Annotated in this window: 18 protein-coding genes and 1 pseudogene; 11 read left to right on the top strand and 8 right to left on the bottom strand. The window is 72.1% G+C overall.

The features are described 5' to 3' along the window. Positions 1-121 precede the first annotated feature (121 nt). Both ACFV9J_RS00400 and ACFV9J_RS00395 read right to left on the bottom strand, forming a co-directional pair. On the bottom strand, positions 122-979 hold the full coding sequence (locus ACFV9J_RS00400; protein WP_385347687.1) for a helix-turn-helix domain-containing protein: 858 nt from the start codon (positions 977-979) through the stop codon (positions 122-124). Positions 980-1,308: 329 nt separating this feature from the next. Further along, the gene (locus ACFV9J_RS00395; protein WP_385347684.1) at positions 1,309-2,067 is read right to left on the bottom strand and encodes a GPP34 family phosphoprotein; all 759 of its coding nucleotides are present in this window, start codon (positions 2,065-2,067) and stop codon (positions 1,309-1,311) included. 189 nt (positions 2,068-2,256) lie between these two features. Between ACFV9J_RS00395 and ACFV9J_RS00390 the strand changes: the two genes are divergently transcribed. The 3 genes from ACFV9J_RS00390 (at position 2,257) to ACFV9J_RS00380 (ending at position 8,966) form a co-directional block, all read left to right on the top strand. Beyond that, complete coding sequence (locus ACFV9J_RS00390; protein ID WP_385347681.1) at positions 2,257-5,064, top strand: D-alanyl-D-alanine carboxypeptidase; 2,808 nt, start codon at positions 2,257-2,259, stop codon at positions 5,062-5,064. A gap of 208 nt (positions 5,065-5,272) precedes the next feature. Beyond that, positions 5,273-7,150, top strand: a complete 1,878-nt coding sequence (locus ACFV9J_RS00385) for an MFS transporter (RefSeq protein ID WP_385347679.1) — start codon at positions 5,273-5,275, stop codon at positions 7,148-7,150. Positions 7,151-7,385: 235 nt separating this feature from the next. Next, the gene (locus tag ACFV9J_RS00380) at positions 7,386-8,966 is read left to right on the top strand and encodes a sodium:solute symporter family protein (protein WP_385347674.1); all 1,581 of its coding nucleotides are present in this window, start codon (positions 7,386-7,388) and stop codon (positions 8,964-8,966) included. An 82-nt stretch (positions 8,967-9,048) separates the two neighbouring features. Here ACFV9J_RS00380 and ACFV9J_RS00375 read toward each other — a convergent pair whose 3' ends face one another. Further along, positions 9,049-9,459: a VOC family protein gene (locus ACFV9J_RS00375; protein WP_385347672.1), complete on the bottom strand. Its 411-nt coding sequence runs from the start codon at positions 9,457-9,459 to the stop codon at positions 9,049-9,051. A 111-nt stretch (positions 9,460-9,570) separates the two neighbouring features. Here ACFV9J_RS00375 and ACFV9J_RS00370 point away from each other — a divergent pair, with 111 nt between their 5' ends. After that, positions 9,571-10,110, top strand: a complete 540-nt coding sequence (locus ACFV9J_RS00370) for an ArsR/SmtB family transcription factor (RefSeq protein WP_385347670.1) — start codon at positions 9,571-9,573, stop codon at positions 10,108-10,110. A 17-nt stretch (positions 10,111-10,127) separates the two neighbouring features. Continuing rightward, entirely contained in the window at positions 10,128-11,402 is a 1,275-nt protein-coding gene (locus ACFV9J_RS00365) for an MFS transporter (RefSeq protein ID WP_385348821.1), read from the top strand. A gap of 45 nt (positions 11,403-11,447) precedes the next feature. Here ACFV9J_RS00365 and ACFV9J_RS00360 read toward each other — a convergent pair whose 3' ends face one another. Further along, the gene (locus tag ACFV9J_RS00360; RefSeq protein ID WP_385347667.1) at positions 11,448-12,569 is read right to left on the bottom strand and encodes an ADP-ribosylglycohydrolase family protein; all 1,122 of its coding nucleotides are present in this window, start codon (positions 12,567-12,569) and stop codon (positions 11,448-11,450) included. Between the two features lie 235 nt (positions 12,570-12,804). Here ACFV9J_RS00360 and ACFV9J_RS00355 point away from each other — a divergent pair, with 235 nt between their 5' ends. Further along, entirely contained in the window at positions 12,805-14,025 is a 1,221-nt protein-coding gene (locus tag ACFV9J_RS00355; RefSeq protein WP_385347664.1) for a serine hydrolase domain-containing protein, read from the top strand. 5 nt (positions 14,026-14,030) lie between these two features. Here ACFV9J_RS00355 and ACFV9J_RS00350 read toward each other — a convergent pair whose 3' ends face one another. Next, positions 14,031-14,402 carry an ATP-binding protein gene (locus ACFV9J_RS00350; protein ID WP_385348818.1) on the bottom strand — a complete coding sequence of 124 codons (372 nt, stop codon included), beginning with the start codon at positions 14,400-14,402 and terminating at the stop codon, positions 14,031-14,033. Between ACFV9J_RS00350 and ACFV9J_RS00345 the strand changes: the two are divergent. Both ACFV9J_RS00345 and ACFV9J_RS00340 read left to right on the top strand, forming a co-directional pair. Beyond that, positions 14,364-14,462, top strand: a pseudogene (locus ACFV9J_RS00345) (transcriptional regulator); the annotation flags it as partial. The gene ACFV9J_RS00350 and the pseudogene ACFV9J_RS00345 overlap by 39 nt on opposite strands. After that, complete coding sequence (locus ACFV9J_RS00340; protein ID WP_385347661.1) at positions 14,459-14,650, top strand: DUF397 domain-containing protein; 192 nt, start codon at positions 14,459-14,461, stop codon at positions 14,648-14,650. The pseudogene ACFV9J_RS00345 and the gene ACFV9J_RS00340, both read left to right, overlap by 4 nt. 4 nt (positions 14,651-14,654) lie before the next feature. Here the strand turns inward: ACFV9J_RS00340 and ACFV9J_RS00335 are convergent, their stop codons facing one another. Next, positions 14,655-14,960 carry a hypothetical protein gene (locus ACFV9J_RS00335; protein WP_385347658.1) on the bottom strand — a complete coding sequence of 102 codons (306 nt, stop codon included), beginning with the start codon at positions 14,958-14,960 and terminating at the stop codon, positions 14,655-14,657. 51 nt (positions 14,961-15,011) lie between these two features. Between ACFV9J_RS00335 and ACFV9J_RS00330 the strand changes: the two genes are divergently transcribed. Continuing rightward, on the top strand, positions 15,012-15,521 hold the full coding sequence (locus ACFV9J_RS00330) for a DUF2165 domain-containing protein (protein WP_385347655.1): 510 nt from the start codon (positions 15,012-15,014) through the stop codon (positions 15,519-15,521). A gap of 1 nt (position 15,522) precedes the next feature. Here the strand turns inward: ACFV9J_RS00330 and ACFV9J_RS00325 are convergent, their stop codons facing one another. Together ACFV9J_RS00325 and ACFV9J_RS00320 are read right to left on the bottom strand one after the other, a co-directional pair. Beyond that, positions 15,523-16,086 carry a hypothetical protein gene (locus tag ACFV9J_RS00325; RefSeq protein ID WP_385347652.1) on the bottom strand — a complete coding sequence of 188 codons (564 nt, stop codon included), beginning with the start codon at positions 16,084-16,086 and terminating at the stop codon, positions 15,523-15,525. A 92-nt stretch (positions 16,087-16,178) separates the two neighbouring features. Beyond that, entirely contained in the window at positions 16,179-18,782 is a 2,604-nt protein-coding gene (locus tag ACFV9J_RS00320; protein ID WP_385347649.1) for a bifunctional FO biosynthesis protein CofGH, read from the bottom strand. Between the two features lie 189 nt (positions 18,783-18,971). On the opposite strand from ACFV9J_RS00320, the gene ACFV9J_RS00315 reads away from it, so the two are divergent. Both ACFV9J_RS00315 and ACFV9J_RS00310 read left to right on the top strand, forming a co-directional pair. Then, positions 18,972-20,507: a CehA/McbA family metallohydrolase gene (locus ACFV9J_RS00315; protein WP_385347646.1), complete on the top strand. Its 1,536-nt coding sequence runs from the start codon at positions 18,972-18,974 to the stop codon at positions 20,505-20,507. 69 nt (positions 20,508-20,576) lie between these two features. Further along, positions 20,577-20,987: a nitroreductase/quinone reductase family protein gene (locus tag ACFV9J_RS00310; protein ID WP_385347642.1), complete on the top strand. Its 411-nt coding sequence runs from the start codon at positions 20,577-20,579 to the stop codon at positions 20,985-20,987. Positions 20,988-21,060: the final 73 nt, after the last annotated feature.

Genomic DNA, 21,060 nt, shown 5'->3' with positions numbered 1-21,060 from the left:
TTGGCGTGATCGACGCTACTCGCTGGCTTTCCCGTACGGAGCAGCCATTCACTCGTCCGGATGGCATATTCCAGGTGAGTCTTCCAGTGCATCGTGGCCAGGGTGTACCATGCCGCACCGCTCAGCGTGCGTACTCCTTCGCCACATCTTCGATGCGCTGCCGCGACTGCTCCACGTTCAGGGCCTGGGCCCGCAGATGCTCGTACATCACCGTGTACTTCTGCACGTCCGGCGCCTTCTCCAGGTACAGGTCGCTGGTCACGCCCTCGATGTACACCACGCTGGAGTCGGCCGTGTCCGCGAACTCCAGGATGGAGTACTGGCCGTTGATGCCCGGGTGCGCCCCCACGTCGAAGGGCAGCACCTGCACGGTGATGTGCGGCAGCTGCGACATCTCGGCGACGTACTCCAGCTGCTCCCGCATCACCTGCTTGCCGCCCACCACCCGGCGCAGGCTGGACTCGTCGAGGACCACCCACAGCCGCAGCGGGTTGTGGTCGGCGGAGATGCGCTCCTGGCGCCGTATGCGGACCTGCACCCGCTTCTCGACGTCGGCGACGGACGTCTCGGGCAACGCGCCCTGGATGAGGGCCTCGGCGTAGGACCGGGTCTGCAACAGGCCGGTGATGATCTGGGGTTCGTAGGTCCGCAGCGACTCCGCGTCGGTCTCCAGACCGATGTAGACGCTGTACGGGATGTCCCCGAAGGCGTGCCACCAGCCCTGCTGGCGCGAGTCCTTCGCCATCTGCATCAGCGAGTCGACGATCCGCTGGTCCTCGACCTCGTACACCCCGCACAGGTCGCGGACGTCCCGCTGGCTGATGCTGCGCCGACCGTTCTCCAGGCGGCTGATCTTCGACTGGGAGACCAGCAGCCGCTCGGCGACCTCCTCGGCCGTCATGCCCTTGAGCTCGCGGAGCCGGCGCAGCTCCTGGCCCAGCCGACGCCGCCTTACGGTGGGATTGACACTCGACGCCACGGGACGTGCACCTCCGGCTGCGTGACTCATACTTGCCACTTTGTGTATCTGCTGCTGAGCAGACTGCCACCAAGGTGCTTTCCACCGCTGGGAAACGGTCGATATGCGCCGCGTACACGCCAGTTCGGGGCGCCACCCCCGCATGCGGCTGCGCGGGGTGGCGGAACCTTTCCGCAGGTCCGGGTAGGCCGGACGCGCGGTCGGTTCCGCCGCCCCGCGCGGACCTGCGGCTCCCGTGACCGGGCTTGGGGACTGGCGGTGCGGCGGTGCTGTGGTGCGGTCGTGCGGGTGCTGCGGTGCTGTGCGGACCGTGCGGTGCGCCCGTCGGGCTAGTGGACCGCCGCCCGCGCCATGGATCCGTGGCGCGGTTGCGCCGGAACGCCGCGGGCGGGTTCCGGGGCGGGCCTGGCCCCCGGTCCCGGGGCCTGGCGGCCGGCCGGGGCCGGACTGCGGCGTGGCTGTGCCGCAGCGCCGTTCTGGACGTCCATCACCGCGTGCGCCACCAGGCCGCCCATGGGGTCGTGCCTGATGAGGTCCCGCAGCCGGGACCGCGACGAGCGTCCTTCGTTGCCCGGGTAGAGGTGCTTGCCGAGTCCGACCGCGTGGGCCAGCGCGGCGAGCGCCGCGGTCCGCGGGTCCGGCGGTACGCCGGTGCGGATCGCCGAGTCCAGCCGGGACTTGATCTCCCTGCTGATCGCCGTGTCCGTCGCCTGGTAGCGAGTCGTCGGCAGCACCCCGCACATCTGGCCCTCCACGGCATGCACCATGCCGCATCGCTCCAGATGCGAGAGATAGGTCTGGCGCAGCCCCAGGCGGGGCCCGCCGATCCAGTTGACCGCCCGTACGGGAGCGCCACGCCTTCGCAGCAACTCCAACGCGCAGTCCAGTGTTGGATCTCCTGTCGGCCGTGGGGCCACCACGGCGATACGATCCCCGTCTGGGGCTATACGTCCGGCCAGCGCCAGCTCCACCAGCTGTGCTCCGGCCAGACCGAGGTCGAGCGACTGCGGCTGTGCGGTGGTACCCGTGGTCGGGTCCAACGCCAGCAGCAGAAGCTCCTCCGGAAGTGTTCTGCGGCTCCTGCCCATCCATGCCTCCCCGCGTGGATGACAGACAGGGTGACCCCTCTCACATTGGTCTGTCGAGGGTGCGTGACCGCTTCGTAGTGGAACCAGTAGGTATGTCGTTCTCGTCTTCCGCGTGGGTTCCACCCGTACACAGGACACTGGTAAATGGTTTCGGTACGGGTTCGGCAGCGCGCACAGGACGTGCGGCGCATGGAGGAGGCATCGGTGGCGGGCGAGTCCCCCGACAGTTCGAAACAGCGCGAGTCGTCGGAAGAACCGACGTCGGGGAGCGCGGGTCCGGTTCCCGAAGCCAGGACCGAAGCGAGCGAGCGGCGTGATCCGCGGCTGGCGGTGGCCCGGGAGGACGCGAAGCGCTCCGCGGGGACCGGCACCGGGTCCCGCGGTGGCGTCGACACGGCCACCCGGGTGTTGTCGGTCCGCGAGCCGGAACCGAAACCGGAACCGGAGTCCTCCGGCGAGGACGGCGCCGCCGAGGCGTCTGCCGCCGCTCCGGAGGGAGCCGAGGCCGATGACGCGGCGCCCGCCGCCGGGAACGACGGCCGGCTCAGGGACGCCGTCGCGGCCTGGGTGGCCACCGCGGACGAGCGCGCCGCCGCCAACGCGCGGCTCGAGGGCGCGCGGGACGCGGAGGAGCCTTCGCGGGACGCCGACCAGGACGACCTGGACGCTGAGGCGCCCGAGGACGCCGGGGACGTGCTGAGCCGCGAGGCCGCCGCCCCGCAGGACACCGAAAGGGCCGAGCAGGCCGACGGGGACGCCGCATCGGGCACGGATTCGGACAAGGACTCCGGCGACGACCCCGACACGGACGTGGACGCGGCCTCGGGCGCGGGCGCGGGCTCCGCGCCGGACGGGGACGAGGGATCGTCCACCGCAGCCGACTCGGCCCCGGACACCGACGCCGAAGCCGACTCGGGCTCCGGCACGGACGCCGCGGGCCCTGCCCCGGATGCGAAGCCGGACCAGGAACCGAAGGCCGCCCCGGAAGCGAAGGCGGCCCCCGACACGCAGGCGGCGCCCGGCCGTGACGGCGACGGCCGCGACGACAGCGACGCTCACGGTGACGGCCCCGTCGGCAGCAACGCTGACAACGACGACCGCGACCGCAGCAACGCTCACCGCGACGGCCGCGACCCCAGCGACACTCACCGCGACGGCCGCCGCGACGGCAGCAACGCTGACAACGACGGCCGCGACGGCAGCGACGCTCACGACGACGGCCCCGTCGGCAGCAACGCTGACAGCGACGACCGTGACCGCAGCGACACTCACCGCGACGGCCGCGACCCCAGCGACACTCACCGCGACGGCCGCGACCGCAGCGACCCCGACGCCGACGGCGGCGACCCGCCGGTCGATCAGCCCACCGCCGTGTTCAAGGCGCCGCGGCCGGGCAAGCCCGCCGTCGACCAGCCGACGACCATGCTGAAGCTGGGGGACGCCGCCTCCGCCGCCAAGAAGGCCAGGCAGGAGGCCGGGCAGGAGGCCGGGCAGAAGGCCGGGCAGGAGAGCGACGCACCCGCGCGGTCCGAGGGCGATGCCGAGCGGACCAGCAAGTTCGTGGCGTTGCGGAACCCGGACGGACCGGCGCCCCGTAAGCCCTCGGAGACCCGAACGCCTCCCGGCGACGCTCCGAAGGCGTCGCAGGCGCCCCGTACGGGGGTGACCACCGCCAGGTCGCACGTCGGGCCCGACCGGACCACCCAGCAGCCGCTGCCGCCCAAGCCGCCGCTGGACCTGCTGGCGGAGCTGACGAACACGCCGCCGCCGCCGGAGACCCCGCTGCGGACGACGGTGCGCCGGGTCAAGATCTGGACGCCGCTGGTCATCCTGCTGGTGATCGTCTTCGGCGTCGTGCAGTCCATGCGCCCGCTGCCCGCGCCGACCCTCGACCTCACGGCGCAGGACAGCTTCTCGTTCGACGGCGGCAAGCCGCAGATCCCGTGGCCCGAGAGCGGTCAGGCCGCGCTCGACGTGCAGGGCATCGGCTCGTTCGGTTCGTCCGGCGACCAGAAGCCCGTGCCGATCGCGAGCGTGGCCAAGGTCATGACCGCGTATCTCGTCCTGCGCGACCACCCGCTCAAGAGCGGCGCCGAGGGACCGAAGATCAAGATCGACCAGGCGGCGGAGGACCAGTCGCAGGCCGGTCAGGAGTCGACGGTCGACGTCTTCGCGGGCGACTCGATCTCCCAGCGCGAGGCCCTGCAGGCCATCCTGATCGCGTCCGCGAACAACGTGGCGCGTCTCCTCGCCCGCTGGGACGCGGGGTCGGAGAAGGCGTTCGTGGAGAAGATGAACGCCGCCGCCAAGGACCTCGGCATGACCAACACCACGTACACCGACCCGTCGGGGCTGAACAACACGACGGTGAGCACGGCCGTGGACCAGGTGAAGCTGGCCAAGGCGGCGATGAAGGAGCCCGCCTTCCGCGAGGTCGCCGCGATGATGTCGTACAACGACTACAAGGGCGAGAACCACGGCAACTGGAACCAGCTGGTCGGTCACAACGGCGTCGTCGGCATCAAGACCGGCACCACCACCTCCGCGCTCGGCAACCTCGTCTTCGCGGCGAAGAAGGAGGTCGGCGGCGAGACCCGGACCATCGTCGGGGCCGTGGTGCGCCAGCCGGACGTCGGCGGGGGCATCCTCGACGCGGCGCTGGACGCGAGCGACGAGTTGATCCGGGCGGCGCAGGACACCCTGAAGTCGTCGACGATCATCAAGAAGGGCAGCGTCGTCGGGTACGTCGACGACGGCCTCGGCGGCCGGACGCCGGTCGTCGCCACCCAGGACGTCAAGGCCGTCGGCTGGGGCGGACTGACCGTGAAGCTGACGTTCACGGCGGACGAGGTGCCGCACACGGCGAAGGCCGGGACCAAGGTGGGCACCCTCACGGTCGGCGACGGCGGCACCAGCGGCGCGGTGAAGGTGCCGGTGGCCCTGGGCGAGGACCTCGTGGAACCGGGGTTCACGGACAAGCTGACCCGGCTGGGCTGACGGCCGGCCCGTCCGGGCCGCGGCCACGCCCCGCGCTCCCCGCCCCCGCGGTCACCCGGCCGCGGGGGCGTTCGCGTCCCCTCAGGTGCCGAAAGGGAGGAGGCAGCGGTGCGGCGGCGCGTGCTAGCGTCGCCGAACGGGGCAGTCGCCGGTCGCGGGAACGGGACACGGCCCAAAGGAGAAGACGGGACACGGGGAGTGCCTTCAGGTGGCCACTGCGGAGCCGACACGCGCCGACGACGCCGATCCGGGTTCGGGAGCCGACCCGCGACCACGCGTACCCGCGCCCCGCAAGGACGACGGTGAGGCCCGGTCCGCCGGGCGGCGGCCGGCCGCCGAGCCGGAAGCGCCCTCGGCGGTGAACGCCGCCTTCCTGGCCCTGCGCGAGCGCATGCTGCGCCATCCGGTGCTGTCCGTGACCGCCCTGGCCGGGGTGCTCCACATAGCGTGGTTCTTCACGTTCGCGAACAGTGGCGGCGACCTCGCGGCGCAGGACGCGTGGGCCGAGTTCGTCGGCCGGCACCCGGACTCGGCGTACAACCTCGCCTGGTACGGCGGCATGCACCCGGTGTCGTACAGCGTGATCTCGCCGTACCTGATGTCGGTGCTCGGCGTGCGCACCACGATGATGATCGCGGGCACGGTGTCGGCCGGGCTGCTGACGATGATCCTGATCCGCAGCCGGGTGGTCCGCAATCCGCTGTGGGCGTCGCTGGCGGGGCTCTTCGCGCTGCTGGGCAACGCGGTGTCGGGGCGGGTGACGTTCGGGCTCGGCATGATGTTCGGTCTGGGCGCGGTCGCCGCGGTGTTCTGCTGGCCCTACCGCTGGCGGCACGAGCGCTGGGCCAAGGGGCTGTGCGCGGCGCCGCTGGCCGCGCTGTCCACGATGGCGTCGCCGGTCTCGGGGCTGTTCGTGGGCCTGGTGGCGGTCGCCCTGTTCCTGCAGAAGCGCCGCCCGGGGGCCTGGGCGCTGGGCGTGGCCCCGAGCGTGGTCGTCGCGCTGTCGGCGGTGCTGTTCCCCTTCTCCGGCACGCAGCCGATGGGGTTCGGCTCGGCGGTGCTGCCGATCGTGTACTCGGTCCTGATCTACTGGTCCGTGCCGAACACCTGGAAGACGGTGCGGATCACGGCGGCGGTCTACGGCCTGTCCGTGCTGCTGGTCTGGCTGATCAGCTCGCAGATCGGCTCCAACATCACGCGCCTGCCGATGCTCTTCGCCGGGGTGGCGCTGGTGGCGGCGCTGCCGTTCACGGCGGTGAAGTCACGCAAGTGGTACGCCCTGGTGGTCTCGATCGTCGGCTTCGTGGGCTGGATCGGCTTCAAGTCGGCCGACGACGCCATCCACACCCAGCCCGCCGCCTCCTGGGCGCGCGAGCTGGCGCCGCTCGTCAACGAGCTGCAGGAGGTCGGCGCGGGGCGGGGCCGGGTGGAGGCCGTGCCGGCCCGCTCCCACCGGGAGGCGTCGGCGCTCGCGCCGTACGTCAACCTGGCCCGCGGCTGGACCCGCCAGGCGGACATGGAGCGCAACCCGCTCTTCTACGACGACACGCTCAACTCGGCGAACTACCACGAGTGGCTGAAGCGCTGGGCGGTGCACTACGTGGTGCTGCCCAAGGGCGAGCCGGACGGCGACGGCGGCAAGCGCGAGCGGGAGCTGCTGCAGCGGGGCCTGCCGTACCTGAAGCAGGTCTGGGGCGACGCCAACTGGCAGCTGTTCCAGGTGCTCGACCCGACGCCGCTGGCCGAGCCCGACGCCGTCGTCCAGCGGGCCGAGCAGGACGAGTGGACCATCGACGTGAAGAAGCCCGGCCGCATCCTGATCCGGATGCCGTACTCGCCGTGGCTGAGCCTCGTCGACGAGGAGGGCAACAAGCTCGAGTCGCCCCAGGAGACGGAGGCCTCCGAGGACGCCCCGGAGGGCACGCCGAAGACGTACGACAACGTCAACGGCTGTCTGACGGAGACCGAGGAGACCGCCGACGGCGATGTCTGGACGACGCTCGTCGCGCCCGAGGCGGGCACGTACCGGCTGTCGGCGCCGTACGGCCTGAAGCGGGGCACGCCGTGCCCGGACGAGCTGAAGTAGCGGACCGGATGGCCGGATCAGGCCATCGGACACTCTCGCTGACGTTCATGTAGGTGAACGCAGGTCAGCAAGTCGAACCTTTTTACTTCCTCTTGACCTTCCGCTTCCTTGTCGTGCCCGCGTCGTCGCACCCACGATGAGCGGGCACTTCGCGGCCTGCCACGCCCTTACCCCGCTCGTGCGAAGTGCCAACCGGTTGAGCGGAGTTCACAAGGCGGACCCCGGAAGGGGGCACATGAACGGTCTCGACTGGTCCGTGCTCATCGGCTACTTCGCCGTCATGGTGGCGATCGGTGTCTGGTCGCACAAACGCGTCGACGACGTCAGCGACTTCTTCACGGCCGGCGGCAAGATGCCGTGGTGGCTGTCCGGCATCTCGCACCACATGTCGGGCTACAGCGCGGTGATGTTCACCGGCTACGCCGGCATCGCCTACACCTACGGCGTCACGTCCTTCGTGACGTGGTCGTTCCCCATCGCGCTCGGCGTCGCCATCGGCTCCAAGCTGTTCGCGCCGCGCATCAACCGGCTGCGCTCACGGCTGCACGTGGCCTCGCCGCTGGAGTACCTGAAGAACCGGTACAACCTGCCCACCCAGCAGGCGCTGGCCTGGTCCGGCATGCTGCTGAAGATCGTGGACGTGGCCGCGAAGTGGGCGGCCATCGCCACGCTCCTGTCGGTCTTCACCGGCATCACGCTCAACCAGGGCATCCTGATCACCGGCGTCATAACGGGGATCTACTGCACGATCGGCGGTCTGTGGGCGGACGCGCTGACGGAGCTGGGGCAGTTCATCATCCAGCTGCTGGCCGGCGTCGCGATGTTCGTGGCCGTCGTCATGAAGCTCGGCGACCACGGCGGCTTCTTCGGCGTCTGGGACGAGCCCGCCCTCCAGGGCCACGGAAAACCGCTGGTCGGCCCGTACGGGACGGTGTTCCTGCTGGCCTTCCTGTTCATCAAGCTCTTCGAGTACAACGGCGGCATGCTCAACCAGGCCCAGCGCTACATGGCCACGGCCAACGCCCGCGAGGCGACGCGGGGGGCGCGGCTGTCGGCGGTGCTGTGGCTGGTCTGGCCGTTGGTGCTGTTCTTCCCGATGTGGATGTCACCGCTGCTGGTGGAGTCGCAGAAGGCGGACGGTTCCGACGCCTACGCCCTGATGACCGAGCAACTGCTGCCGCACGGGCTGCTCGGCCTGGTCATCGTCGGCTTCTTCTCGCACACCATGGCCATGTGCTCCTCGGACGCCAACGCCATCGCGGCCGTGTTCACCCGTGACGTGGCGCCGGTGCTGTCGAAGCGGGCGCGCGGCTGGGGACAGCGGTCCGGGCTGCTGGCGGCCCGGCTGACGACGGTGATCTTCCTCGGTCTTTCGATGGCGGTGGCGACGCAGGTCGACTCGCCGACGTTCAAGGACATCATCACCGTCGTGATCAAGTGGGTCGCCGGGCTGATGGGCCCGATCGCGATCCCGATGATGCTCGGTCTGCTGCGGCCCTTCCGCCGCTCGGGCCCGACGGCGGCGCTCACCAGCTGGGGCCTGGGCCTGGTCGCGTTCTGGCTGGTCAACTACCCGATCAACTGGAGCGTGGACGGCGGGGTCCCCCTGGAGTACCAGGTGTCCATCCCGCTGGCGGTCTCGCTCGTGCTGTACATCCTGGTCGGCTACCTGAAGCCGGAGGACACCCCGGAGCGGCTGGCGATCATCGAGCGCGTCAACACGGACGGGGACGACGACGCCGGCGCGGCGGCCGCGATCCCGACGCCCGCGGACGGGGTGGACGACGCGGTGGGCCGCAGCCGGGTGGGCGACTAGGTGTATTGACCCGTAGCACCGGGGCCCGCGAAGGGAAGGCCGCTCGGCCGGTGACCGCGATCGTGGTCACCGGCCGTCCGGTTCAGCGCAGTTCCTGGATGCGGATCTGGTTGCCGGCCGGGTCCCGGAAGGCGCAGTCCCGGATGCCGTACGGCTGCTCGGTCGGCTCCTGGACGATCTCGGTGTTCCCGGCGCGCACCTTCTCGAAGGTGCCGTCGAGGTCCTCGGTGGCCAGGAGGATCCACCCGTAGGTGCCCTTGGCCATCATCTCGGCGATGGTGCGGCGCTCGCCGTCGGTGATGCCGGGGTCCACGGCGGGCGGCGACAGGAGCAGCGAGACGTCCGGCTGGTCGGCCGGTCCGACCGTGATCCAGCGCATCATGCCGTTCCCGACGTCCTTGCGGACCTCGAAGCCGAGGACGTCCCGGTAGAAGGCCAGCGACGCGTCCGGGTCGTCGTGCGGAAGCACGGTGGTGTGAATGCTGATGTCCATGGCGGCCACGCTAGCCGCGCCCGGCGGGGCGGCGCTTCTCGAAACCTGCTCATTCAGGAAGTTCGCGCGCACCCCTTGCTCAATGGTCAAGAACTGTTGACCATTGCTCGCATGCCTACCGACGACCTCCCCGGGACGTTTCACGTCACCACGGCGGAACAGCTGCGCGCCGTCTCCAATCTCACGCGTCACCGGATCATGGCCGTGCTCCGCTTCGAGCCCGCGACGATCACGCAGATCGCCGAGCGGGTGGGCCTGGCGAAGGGCAGTTCCAGCTACCACGTACGGCTGCTCGAACGAGCCGGCCTGGTGAAGGTGGTCCGGACGCGGAAGGTGCGGGGGGTCACCGAGCGGTACTACGCGCTGGCCGCGCGGTCGATCGTGCTGTCGGATCCGGGCGAGGGAGGGCCGGATGTGCTGATGCGGCATGCGGTGGCGGACCTGGAGGCGTCGCCGGCGGACGGCGAGCGGCACGTGCGGATGGCGCACCTGCGGCTCACCGAGGAGCAGTTCGCGCAGCTGGCGGCGCGGTTGCAGGCTCTGGCGGACGAATACCGGGAGCTGTCCGATCCGTCGCTGCCGGACGCGTCACTCGTCTTCGCGCTGTTCCACCCGGCGCAGCGCGAGCAGGCCGAGGGGGACACCAAGTGACCGCAGGCATACCGAAGTTGCCGACCGGGTTCGGACGGCTGTGGACCGCGCAGACGGTCTCCTCGCTCGGTGACGGGGTGACGCATGCCGCGCTGCCGCTGCTCGCTCTGACGTTGACCCGGGATCCGATGGCGCTCGCCGTCGTGACGGGCGCGGGGACGCTGCCGTGGCTGCTCTTCGGGGTGCTCGGCGGTGCGCTGGTGGACCGCTGGGACCGCCGGCACACGATGTGGGTCGCGGACACGGCACGTGCGGTGCTGCTCGCGATACCCGCCGCGGCGACCGTGTTCGACGTGCTGAGCATTCCGCTGCTCGCGGCCGTCGCCTTCCTGCTCGGCCTCGGCGGACTCTTCTTCGACACGGCCGCCACGGCCTATCTGCCGGATCTGCTGGGCCGCGACCCCGCACTTCTGGAGCGCGCCAACTCCCGCCTGCGCGGCGCCCAGACCGCCATGTCCGGCTTCGCGGGTCCGCCTGCGGGCAGTGCCCTGCTGGCGCTCGGGCGGGCGGCTCCGCTGCTCACCGACGCGGTCTCGTTCCTGCTCTCCGCACTGCTCGTACGAACGCTGCCCGCCGTGCGCCGGCACGTGCCGGAAGACCGTGAGCCGCTGCTGCGGCAGGCGCGTGCCGGGGCCTCGTACGTCTTCCGGGACCGGGTGCTGCTCGGGCTGGCGCTCCGCCCGGCGGTCGGGAACATCGCGTTCCTCGCCGTGGAGACCGTGCTCGCCCTCTTCGCGCACGACCGTCTCGGCATCGACACCTACGGCTTCGGCCTGCTCCTCGCGGCGGAGGCCACCGGCGGTCTGCTCGGCGCCGGCATCGCCTCCCGCCTCGGCCGGCGGCTCGGCACCGGCTCCGCGCTGACCTTCACGGCCACGGTCGAGGGCCTTGCCGTCCTCGGGCTCGCCTCCGTCTCGAACCCCTACGCGGCCGGGGCGGCACTCGCCGTCTGCGGAGCCGGCATGGGCGCCACCATGGTGCTCGCGCCCTCGCTCCGGCAGGCGATCGTCCCCGCCCACCTGATGGGCCGGGTCGCCTCCACCTCCCGCATGCTGGCCATGTGCGCCGCCCCCGTCGGCGCCTTCCTCGGCGGCTGGCTGGCCTCCGCCTACGACATCCGCACCCCGCTCTACGCCGCCGCCCTTCTCCTCCTGACGATGACGGCCGTCACGGCATCCATGACCAGCAACCGCCGGATCGAAGCGGCGCTGCGTGCCGCCGCCCCGGCCGGCGGCCCAGCGCGCCCGGCGGCCGAGGAGCCCGCCCGGGAGAGCGCGCCCGAGTCGTCGTGATGCCCGAGGTGCCGGTCCTTGAGCGGAGAGAGGCAGGGACCGGGCCTAGGCGCGCGGGTACCGCGTCAGCCAGCCGGGGGACGAGCTCGCCGGGCCGTGCAGGGCGGGGCCCTGGGTCATTTCCATGGCGAAGTCGTCGGCCAGCTCCAGGAGGGTGGGCCGGCCCTCCAGTTCGGCCAGCCAGGCCGGGGGCAGGGCGGTCTCGCCGTGCAGGGCGCCGAGCAGGCCGCCGGTCAGGGCGCCGGCCGCCGCTGAGGCGCCGTCGTGGTTCACGGCGAGCCGCAGTCCGTGCCGTACGTCCTCGCCGACGAGGGCGCAGTACACGGCGGCGGCGACCAGGCCTTCCGCCGTGCCCGTGCCCGCGCCGATCAGCTCGGTCACCCGGGCCGGGCTCGGCATCCCCTGCCGTACGGCGCCCAGCGCATGCTGCAGGGCGGTCGTGACGGGTTCGTGCCCGGGCCGGGGCACGAGCAGCGCCAGGGCCCGCTGCACGGCGGCGTCCAGGCTCTCGCCGCGCGCCAGCCCGTGCACGATCACGGCGTACGCGCCCGCCGCCAGGTAGCCGGTGGGGTGGCCGTGGGTCTGCGCCGCGCACTCCACGGCGAGCTGGGCGACCAACTGCGGCTCCCAGCCGACCAGGAGCCCGAACGGCGCCGAGCGGGCGGCGGCCTCGGGGCCGCGCTCGCCGGGGTTCTTGGGCGCCTCGGGGGTGCCCATCGTCTCGTCGCCGAGACCGAGCAGCAGCGCGCGCGGGGCGTCCCGGCGGACGTACAGCCACTCCTCGTGGGCCAGCCAGCCGTCGTCCTTGCGCCGCAGGTCGGGCCCCCAGTCGCGCTGGGTGGCGGCCCAGCGCCGGTAGGCCCGGTGCAGGTCGGTCGGCGGATGCCAGGCGCCGGTGTCGCGTCGCACCTGGGCGCGGATCAGCCCGTCGACCGAGAACAGGGTGAGCTGGGTGAGGTGGGTGACGGCACCGCGCCGGCCGTGGGCGACGGCCAGGTCGGCCAGCCCTTCGGCGCCGTGGGCCTCCCGGATCGCGTCGAGGGCGAGAGAGTCGACGGGCGCGCCGAGGGCGTCCCCGACGGCCACGCCGAGCAGCGTCCCGCGCACCCGGCTGCGGAAGTCCTGCTGCTCGGCACGCCCCCAGACGGCACCGGCTGTCCCGCCCACCTGGACCTCCCCTCGGCACTGTCCACACCACTGTCCGTACGTACGACGTCCAGCACTGTATGCGAACGGGGACGGTCGGTTCAGGGCCGCGACGGGCGGGATCGGTGTGGAAACGCTCACGGGCGGGGGTGGGGGAAGGTACACCCCGTTTCCGCCGCCTGGCCCCATCGAGCGGGCGGCCGGTTCACGAAAGGCTCAAGGCGTTCCGAGAGCAGCCTTGTTGAGAGGAAAACCCGTGTCCGTTCGCCTTCCCGCCTCCGCCTCCGTCCCGTCCAAGCCGAGGAAGCAGCGCGGGCGCGTGCTGTCGGTGGTCGCCGCGCTCGCGGTCCTGGGCGGCGGCCTCGCCCTGACCGGTTCCCTGGCCTACGGCGCCCCGGGCCACCCCGGTCATCGCGACGCCGTGCGCGAGGGTGCGAAGGATCTGGTGCGCGAGGACGGGTTCCCCGCCGCGCTGGTCGCCGACCAGGGACGTGACGGACGCGTCCGCGACTACACGGCGGGCACCGGCGACCTGGAGACCGGCGCCTCCGTACCGGTCAACGGCCAGGTCAGGGCGGGCAGCAACACCAAGGCCCTCACCGCGGCGGTGGTGCTCCAGCTGGTCGGCGAGGGCAAGGTGAAGCTGGACGAGCCGATCGAGACGTACCTGCCGGGTCTGGTGCGCGGCGACGGCATCGACGGCGGCCGGATCACCGTGCGGAACCTGCTCCAGCACACCAGCGGCCTCCCCGACTACGTCCAGGCGCTGGGCCTGGACCCCTTCGAGGTCCGCGACACCTACTACAACCCGCGTGAGCTGGTCGACCTCGCCCTGAGCCAGAAGGCGGCGTTCGAGCCCGGCGCGAAGTGGCAGTACAGCAACACCAACTACGTCCTGGCGGGCCTGCTCGTCGAGAAGGTCACGGGCCGCCCCTTCGGCGAGGAGATCACCGACCGGATCATCCGGCCCCTCGGTCTGAAGGACACCTACTGGCCGGGCGTCGGCGAGCGCGGCATCCGGGGCGCCCACCCCAAGGGCTACGCCGCCCCCACCCCCGGTGCTCCGCTGGAGGACATCACCCGCCTCGACCCGTCCCAGGCCTGGGCCGCCGGGCAGCTCGTCACCACCCCGCGCGACCTCAACCGCTTCTTCTCGGCGCTGCTCGGCGGCAAGGTCCTGGGAGCCGCCGAGCTGAAGGAGATGAAGACCACGGTCCCGGTGACCGAGGGCGCCCCCGCGCCCGGCACCGGCTACGGCCTGGGCCTCTTCCGCACCCCCCTGTCCTGCGGCGTCGAGCTGTGGGGCCACGGCGGCTCCATCCACGGCTACGAGACCTACGGCGGCGCCACCCGGGACGGCCGCGCGGCCACGGTGGCGACGACGGCCCTGTCCAGCTCGGTCGCGGCCGAACCGGCCGACATGATGGCGGCCCACCAGCACGTCTTCGACCTGGTGGACACGGCCGTCTGCAAGTAACGCGGTCACGAACGGCCACGACCCGGTGACAGTTCGGCCCAGACGGTCTTGGCGGGGGCCGGTCCCGCGTCGACGCCCCAACGGTCCGCGTACGCGGCCACGATGCGCAGTCCGCGTCCGCACTCCGCTTCGTCGGCGGCCGGGTCGGGGAGCCGCGGGACCCGGTCGCCCCGGGCGTCCGTGACCTCGACCCGGAGGGTACCCCCGGGGAGCAGGCGCAGGGTCAGCCGGAAGTCCCGTCCCGGCACCCGGCCGTGCAGCACCGCGTTCGCCGCCAGCTCGGCGACCACCTGCGCCGCCTCCCCCGACGGCACGCCCCAGTCGTCGAGTTGGCGTTCCAGACCCTGGACTTGCGCTATGGGATGATCCGGGCGCAGGCACTCACGCCCCGCGAGTCACTGGCCTCCATCGAGAAGGTCATGGGAGAAGAGACATGACCTCCGCCCTGGAGTGGTTCAAGAGCAGCTACAGCAGCAACGACGGCCCTGAGTGCGTCGAGGTCGCCACAGCCCCCGTGGACCCGACCGTCCACGTCCGCGACTCCAAGAACCCCGAGGCCGCTCGCCTCTCCTTCACCGACGCCTCCTGGACCTCGTTCCTGGCGTTCACCGGCAGGCGACCGTAGCGGTTCAGCGGCGGAGCGAGTCCCGCCACGCGTCGGCGAGCGCGTCGAGGTCCCTGCGCCGCTCGTTGCGCAGGTCCCGCGCCTCGCCGGACCGGGGATCCAGGAGGTGGCCGAGCGGCCGGGTCCGCTGCCGGAAGAGCCTCATCGAGCCGATCTCCGTAGATCGGCTCGACGACCGGACGGAGACGTCCCACTCGTCGAAGCCGTTCTCGTCCCCCGCCGAGCCGACGAAGTGCCACGTCCGGTACTCCAGGTTCAGCCGGCGCGGGTCGTCCGGCAGTTCGTCGGCGGAACGCTTCGGGGAGATCACGTTCCGGACCCTACCCACTCGCCGCGCTACCGGCTTCGGGATAGTGCTGCCATGACCAACATCCCCCGCAGCACCCTTTTACTCGCCTCCACCGTGCTCACCGCGGTCCTCGCCCTCTACATCGCCCTCGTCGCCCTCGGGAACATCACCGACTTCGACAACAACCAGCAGTATGTGCGTCACGTCCTCGCGATGGACACGACATTCAAGGACGACGACCTGATGTGGCGGGCGATCACGAGCAAGGGGCTCCAGGACACCGCCTACGTGGCGATCATCGCGTGGGAGACCGCGGCCGCGCTGGTGCTGATCTGGGCGACCTGGCTCTGGATACGCCGGCAGCACGCTCCCGCGCGGCGCTTCACCACCTACGGCACGCTCATGCTGATGCTGCTCTTCGGCGCCGGTTTCCTCGCGATCGGCGGGGAGTGGTTCGCGATGTGGCAGTCGGAGGACTGGAACGGGCTGGACGCGGCGACGCGGGTGCTGCTGTTCAGCGGCGTCGTGCTGATCGTGGCGCACCTGCCGTCCGGCGAGGCGGAGGCCACGAAACGACAGTGACCTACGAGACCACGGTGACCGTCGTGCCGGACGTGCCGAAGTCCCAGAGCGCGTCGCCGTCCGCCTTGGGCAGCCGTATGCCGCCCGTCTTGATTCCGTCGACGGGCGGCGGCGGCGAGGAGCCGTCCACGGCGTTGGAGAAGGCGACCCAGACGCCGTCCTCCTGGGTGAAGTACATGATCTGCTCGACCCGGACCCCGTCGGAGCCCGTCGTCGGGTCCTGGCGGCGGGTGCCGACGCTGTACTTGCCGGGGTCGGGGTCGACCGTGCCCGGCCACACCTTGAAGGAGCGCCGGGTGGCGTCGCTGGCGTCGACCAGCCACACCCGGTCCTTGCCGACCGAGTAGACCACGCGCCGACCGGTGCCGGAGCCCTCCGGCACCGGGGCCGGCGCGGTCTCCTTCGGCGTGGGGTGCGCGTCCGCGGACGCCGACGGTTTCGGCTTCGTCGCCACGGCGGTGGGGTGGGGCCCCTGGTCCGCCTGCACGGCCAGCACGGTCACCGCCGCGATCGCGCCCACGGTCAGACCGGAGACCCACGCCCATGAGGGAAGTAGGGCAGGCACGGGCACGCATCTCCTCAGCTACGAGAACCCCGACACTCCGGGGGCCCGATCATCGTACTGCGCGCCCGCCGCACTCCCGAAGCGCGAGCCCTCTAGTCCAGGACCGGCAGCAGCTCCGGCAGGTGCCCGTCCGAGTCCCGCGCCGCCCGCTGCCGCTCCTCGGGGACCGGGCCGTAGAGCGTGGTGCGGGGCTTGGCCGGGCGGCCCGCCGCGTCCGCGACCGCGATCAGGTCCTTGACCGACTTGTACGAGCCGTAGGACGAGCCCGCCATGCGGGAGATCGTCTCCTCCATGAGGGTGCCGCCCAGGTCGTTGGCGCCGGAGCGGAGCATCTCCGCCGCACCCTCCGTGCCCAGTTTCACCCAGCTTGTCTGGATGTTGGGGATGTGCGGATGCAGGAGGAGGCGGGCCATCGCGGTCACCGCGCGGTTGTCCCGGAGGGTGGGCCCGGGCCGTGCGATGCCCGCCAGGTACACCGGCGCGTTGGTGTGGATGAAGGGGAGCGTCACGAACTCGGTGAAGCCGCCGGTGCGCCGCTGGATCCCGGCGAGCGTGCGCAGGTGGCCCAGCCAGTGGCGGGGCTGGTCGACGTGGCCGTACATCATCGTGGACGAGGAGCGGATGCCCAGTTCGTGGGCGGTCTCGATCACCTCGATCCAGGTGGCCGCCGGCAGCTTGCCCTTGGTGAGGATCCAGCGGACCTCGTCGTCGAGGATCTCGGCCGCCGTGCCCGGGACCGAGTCGAGCCCCGCCTCCTTCGCCGCGGTCAGCCACTCGCGGATCGACAGCCCCGTGCGGGTCGCGCCGTTGACGACCTCCATCGGCGAGAAGGCGTGCACGTGCATGCCGGGGACGCGCTCCTTCACCGCCCGCGCGATGTCGAAGTACGCGGTGCCGGGCAGGTCGGGGTGGATGCCGCCCTGCATGCAGACCTCCACCGCGCCCACCTCCCACGCCTGCTGGGCGCGGTCGGCGACCTGGTCCAGGGAGAGCGTGTAGGCGTCGGCGTCCGTGCGGCGCTGGGCGAAGGCGCAGAAACGGCAGCCGGTGTAGCAGACGTTGGTGAAGTTGATGTTGCGGGTGACGATGTACGTCACGTCGTCGCCGACCACCGACCTGCGCACGTCGTCGGCGATGCCGCACAGGGCGTCCAGCGCGGGGCCGTCGGCGTGCAGCAGGGCGAGCGCCTCGGCGTCCGTCAGCTGCGTGGGGTCGTCGGCCGCCGTGGCCAGCGCGGCCCGCACGTCGGTGTCGATGCGCTCGGGGGTCATGCCGGGGGCGGCGGCCTCGCGCAGGGCGCCCCAGTCGCCGTACACCTCGTCGAAGTCGTCGCGGCGGTCCGAGGTGCGGCCCTCGGTGTCGATGGTGGCGTGCAGGTCGGTGCGGCCGGTGGCGGTGAACGCCTCGTCCGGCTCCTGCCAGGCGTGCCCCTCGGCCACCGCGTCCGGGCGGGCCAGGCCGGTCTCCGGGTCGGCGAGCGCCGCCACGTGCGGGTGCAGGCGGGGGTCGAGCCAGGGCTCGCCGCGCTGCACGAACTCCGGGTACACGCAGAGCCGTTCGCGCAGTTCGAAGCCGGCCGTCCGGGACTTCGCGGCGAGTTCGTCGATCCGCGGCCAGGGGCGCTCGGGGTTGACGTGGTCGATGGTGAGCGGGGAGACGCCGCCCCAGTCGTCGATGCCCGCGCCGATGAGGCGCTCGTACTCCGCGTCCACCAGGTTCGGCGGGGCCTGGAGGCAGGCGGAGGGGCCCATGATGTGCCGGGCGACGGCGACCGTGGCGACCAGTTCGTCCAGTTCGGCGTCCGGCATGCCGCGCATCGCCGTGTCGGGCTTGGCGCGGAAGTTCTGGATGATCAGTTCCTGGATGCCGTGGTAGGCGCGGGAGACGCGGCGCAGCGCGAAGAGCGACTCGGCCCGCTCCTCGTACGTCTCGCCGATGCCGATGAGCAGACCCGAGGTGAAGGGGACGGACGAGCGCCCGGCGTCCTCCAGGACGCGCAGGCGTACGGCGGGCTCCTTGTCGGGCGAGCCGTGGTGCGGGCCGCCGGGCTCGGACCACAGGCGGGTCGCGGTGGTCTCCAGCATCATGCCCATGGAGGGTGCGACGGGCTTGAGCCGCTGGAAGTCCGTCCAGGACATCACGCCGGGGTTGAGGTGCGGGAGGAGGCCCGTCTCCTCCAGGATGCGGATCGAGATCGCGCGGACGTAGGCGATCGTGTCGTCGTAGCCGTGCGCGTCCAGCCACTGTCTGGCCTCCGGCCAGCGCTCCTCGGGCTTGTCGCCGAGGGTGATGAGGGCTTCCTTGCAGCCGAGGGCGGCGCCCTTGCGCGCGACGTCGAGCACCTCGTCCGGGGACATGAACATCCCGTGGCCCGCCCGGCGCAGCTTGCCGGGCACGGTGACGAAGGTGCAGTAGTGGCACTTGTCCCGGCACAGCCGGGTCAGCGGGACGAAGACGCTCTTCGAGTACGTGATGACACCGGGCCGCCCGGCCGCCTCCAGGCCCGCGTCCCGGACCCGGGCGGCGGACGCGGTGAGGGCGTCGAGGTGCGCGCCGCGCGCCTGGAGCAGCACGGCGGCCTCGGCCGCGTCGAGGGCGACGCCGTCCCGGGCGCGTTTGAGGGCGCGACGCATGGAGTTCTCGGTGGGGCCTGCGGGGTCGGCGGGTCCGGTTCCGGAGGTCGCGGAAGTCGTCATCCTTCGAGCATACGAGCGGCGTGATCAGCACGGCCGTCCCCGTCCCGGTGACCCACCGCACGGTTTCCGGTCCTCCATCCGCCTCCCCCCTTCCCTTGCCCCGCAGTTCACGGCTCAATACGAGGGTTGCACGCACCAACCCCTGCACCACCCATGCCATGTCATCGACGACACCTGGGGAGCAGCAGCATGTGCGAGGACGACCACGAGCACGACCACGAGCACGACCGGACCGGGATCGGCAGACGCGCGGTGTTCGTGACGGGAGCCGCCGCCGCGCTTACGTTGGCGACCGTGAGCTTCGCTTCAGCGGCGGGCGGTACCGGCCCGCGGACCAGGACCGTGCGCGGCACCCTGCCGCCCGGCTCCCCCGACTTCGTGTACGTCCCGGTCGAAGTCCCCCGGGGCGTGCGCGAGATCCACGTCGCCTACACCTACGACCGTCCCACCGTCCCGGCCGGCACCCAGGGCAACGCGCTCGACATCGGCCTCTTCGACGAGCGCGGCACCGACCTGGGCGGCCGGGGCTTCCGCGGCTGGTCGGGCGGGGCGCGCACCGAGTTCTTCGTCCGCGCGGACGCCGCCACCCCGGGCTACCTCCCGGGGCCGGTGCGCGCGGGCACCTGGCACATCGCGCTCGGCCCGTACACGGTGGCCCCGCAGGGCCTGGCGTACGAGATCACGATCACGCTGACGTACGGCGAGCAGGGCGAGACCCCGCGGCCCGTGTACCCGCCCGAGCGGGCCGGGGGGCGGGGCCGGGCCTGGTACCGGGGCGACTGCCACCTGCACTCCGAGTACTCCGACGGCCGCTACACCCTCGCCGAGATCGCGGAGCTGGCGCGGGCGGCGGGCCTGGACTTCATCAACTCCTCCGAGCACAACACGCACTCCGCGCACGCGCACTGGGCCGGCCTGGCCGGGGACGACCTGCTGATCCTGCTCGGCGAGGAGGTGACGACCCGCAACGGCCACGTCGTCGCGCTCGGCACCGATCCCGGCACCTTCGTCGACTGGCGCTACCGGGCCCGCGACAACCGCTTCGGCCGGTTCGCCCGGCAGATCCGGCGCGCCGGCGGCCTGGTCGTGCCGGCCCACCCGCACGCCACCTGCATCGGCTGCAACTGGAAGTTCGGCTTCGGGGAGGCGGACGCGGTCGAGGTGTGGAACGGCGCCGACACGCCCGACGACGAGGTGGCGCTGGCCGACTGGGACGGCATGCTGGTCGCCTCGGTGCGCGGCGGGCGGCGGGACTGGATCCCGGCGATGGGCAGCAGCGACTCCCACCGCTCCCCCGACGTGATCGGGCGCCCGCAGACCGTCGTCCTCGCCGACGACCTGACCCGCGAGGCGATCCAGGAGGGCATCCGGGCGGGACGGTCGTACGTGGCCGAGTCGTCGAAGGTGTCCCTGTCCCTCACCGCGTCGGGCGGCCGGGGCGAGCACGCCGGGATCGGCGAGCGGCTGCGGGTGGCGGACGACACCCCGGTCACCGTCCGCCTGGAGGTGACGGGCGCCCCGCGCTGCACGGTGCGGCTCGTCACGGACCAGGGCGTGCTGTTCACCGGCGATCCGCTGCCGGTGTCCGGCGCGGGTGTCGTTCAGTGGCGTACGACCGCCTCGTACGCGGCCTACGTACGGGCGGAGGTGCGGCACGAGGCGGCGGCGGGTCCGCTGCCGGGGGCGCTGGCGGCGTTCACCAATCCCGTGTTCCTGGGCGGTTAGGCTCCAGGAGCCACCGGGCTCCCGGGACCGACCGCGGAGCCCCCGAGCGAGACGGAGCGCGGAGCAACGATGCCGAAACCGCCGAACCCCGAGCGGAAGTACCGGACCGTCACGGCCTTCCAGCGCCGGCTGAACGCCGTCGCGCGCCGGCTGCCCGGCCAGACCCTGCTGGAGACCACCGGCCGCGTCTCGGGCCGCCCCCGCCGCACACCGGTGGGCGGCCGCCGGGAGGGCGATTCCTTCTGGCTGGTCTCGGAGTTCGGCGAGCGCTCGCAGTACATCCGCAACATCCGGGCCGACCCGCGGGTGCGGGTGCGCGTCCGGGGCCGCTGGTACGCGGGGACGGCCCACCTCCTTCCCGACGACGACCCGCTCGCCCGCCTGCGCCGCCTCCCTCGCTTCAACAGCATGGCGGTGCGGGCGATGGGCGTCGGGACGGCGCATCTGACGGTACGGGTGGAGCTGGAGGGGCAGGGGTAGGGAAGCTGATGAAGAACCTGTGATCGGCGTCTCCCACGGCTGACGTGGTCGGCATGAACAAGGCAAACTGACG

Origin of the sequence: Streptomyces sp. NPDC059906 (assembly GCF_042730645.1) — a bacterium.
Taxonomy (GTDB): domain Bacteria; phylum Actinomycetota; class Actinomycetes; order Streptomycetales; family Streptomycetaceae; genus Streptomyces; species Streptomyces rubrogriseus.
The sequence above is the reverse complement of the archived record's forward strand: the minus strand, read 5'-3'. Positions and strand labels throughout refer to the sequence as shown.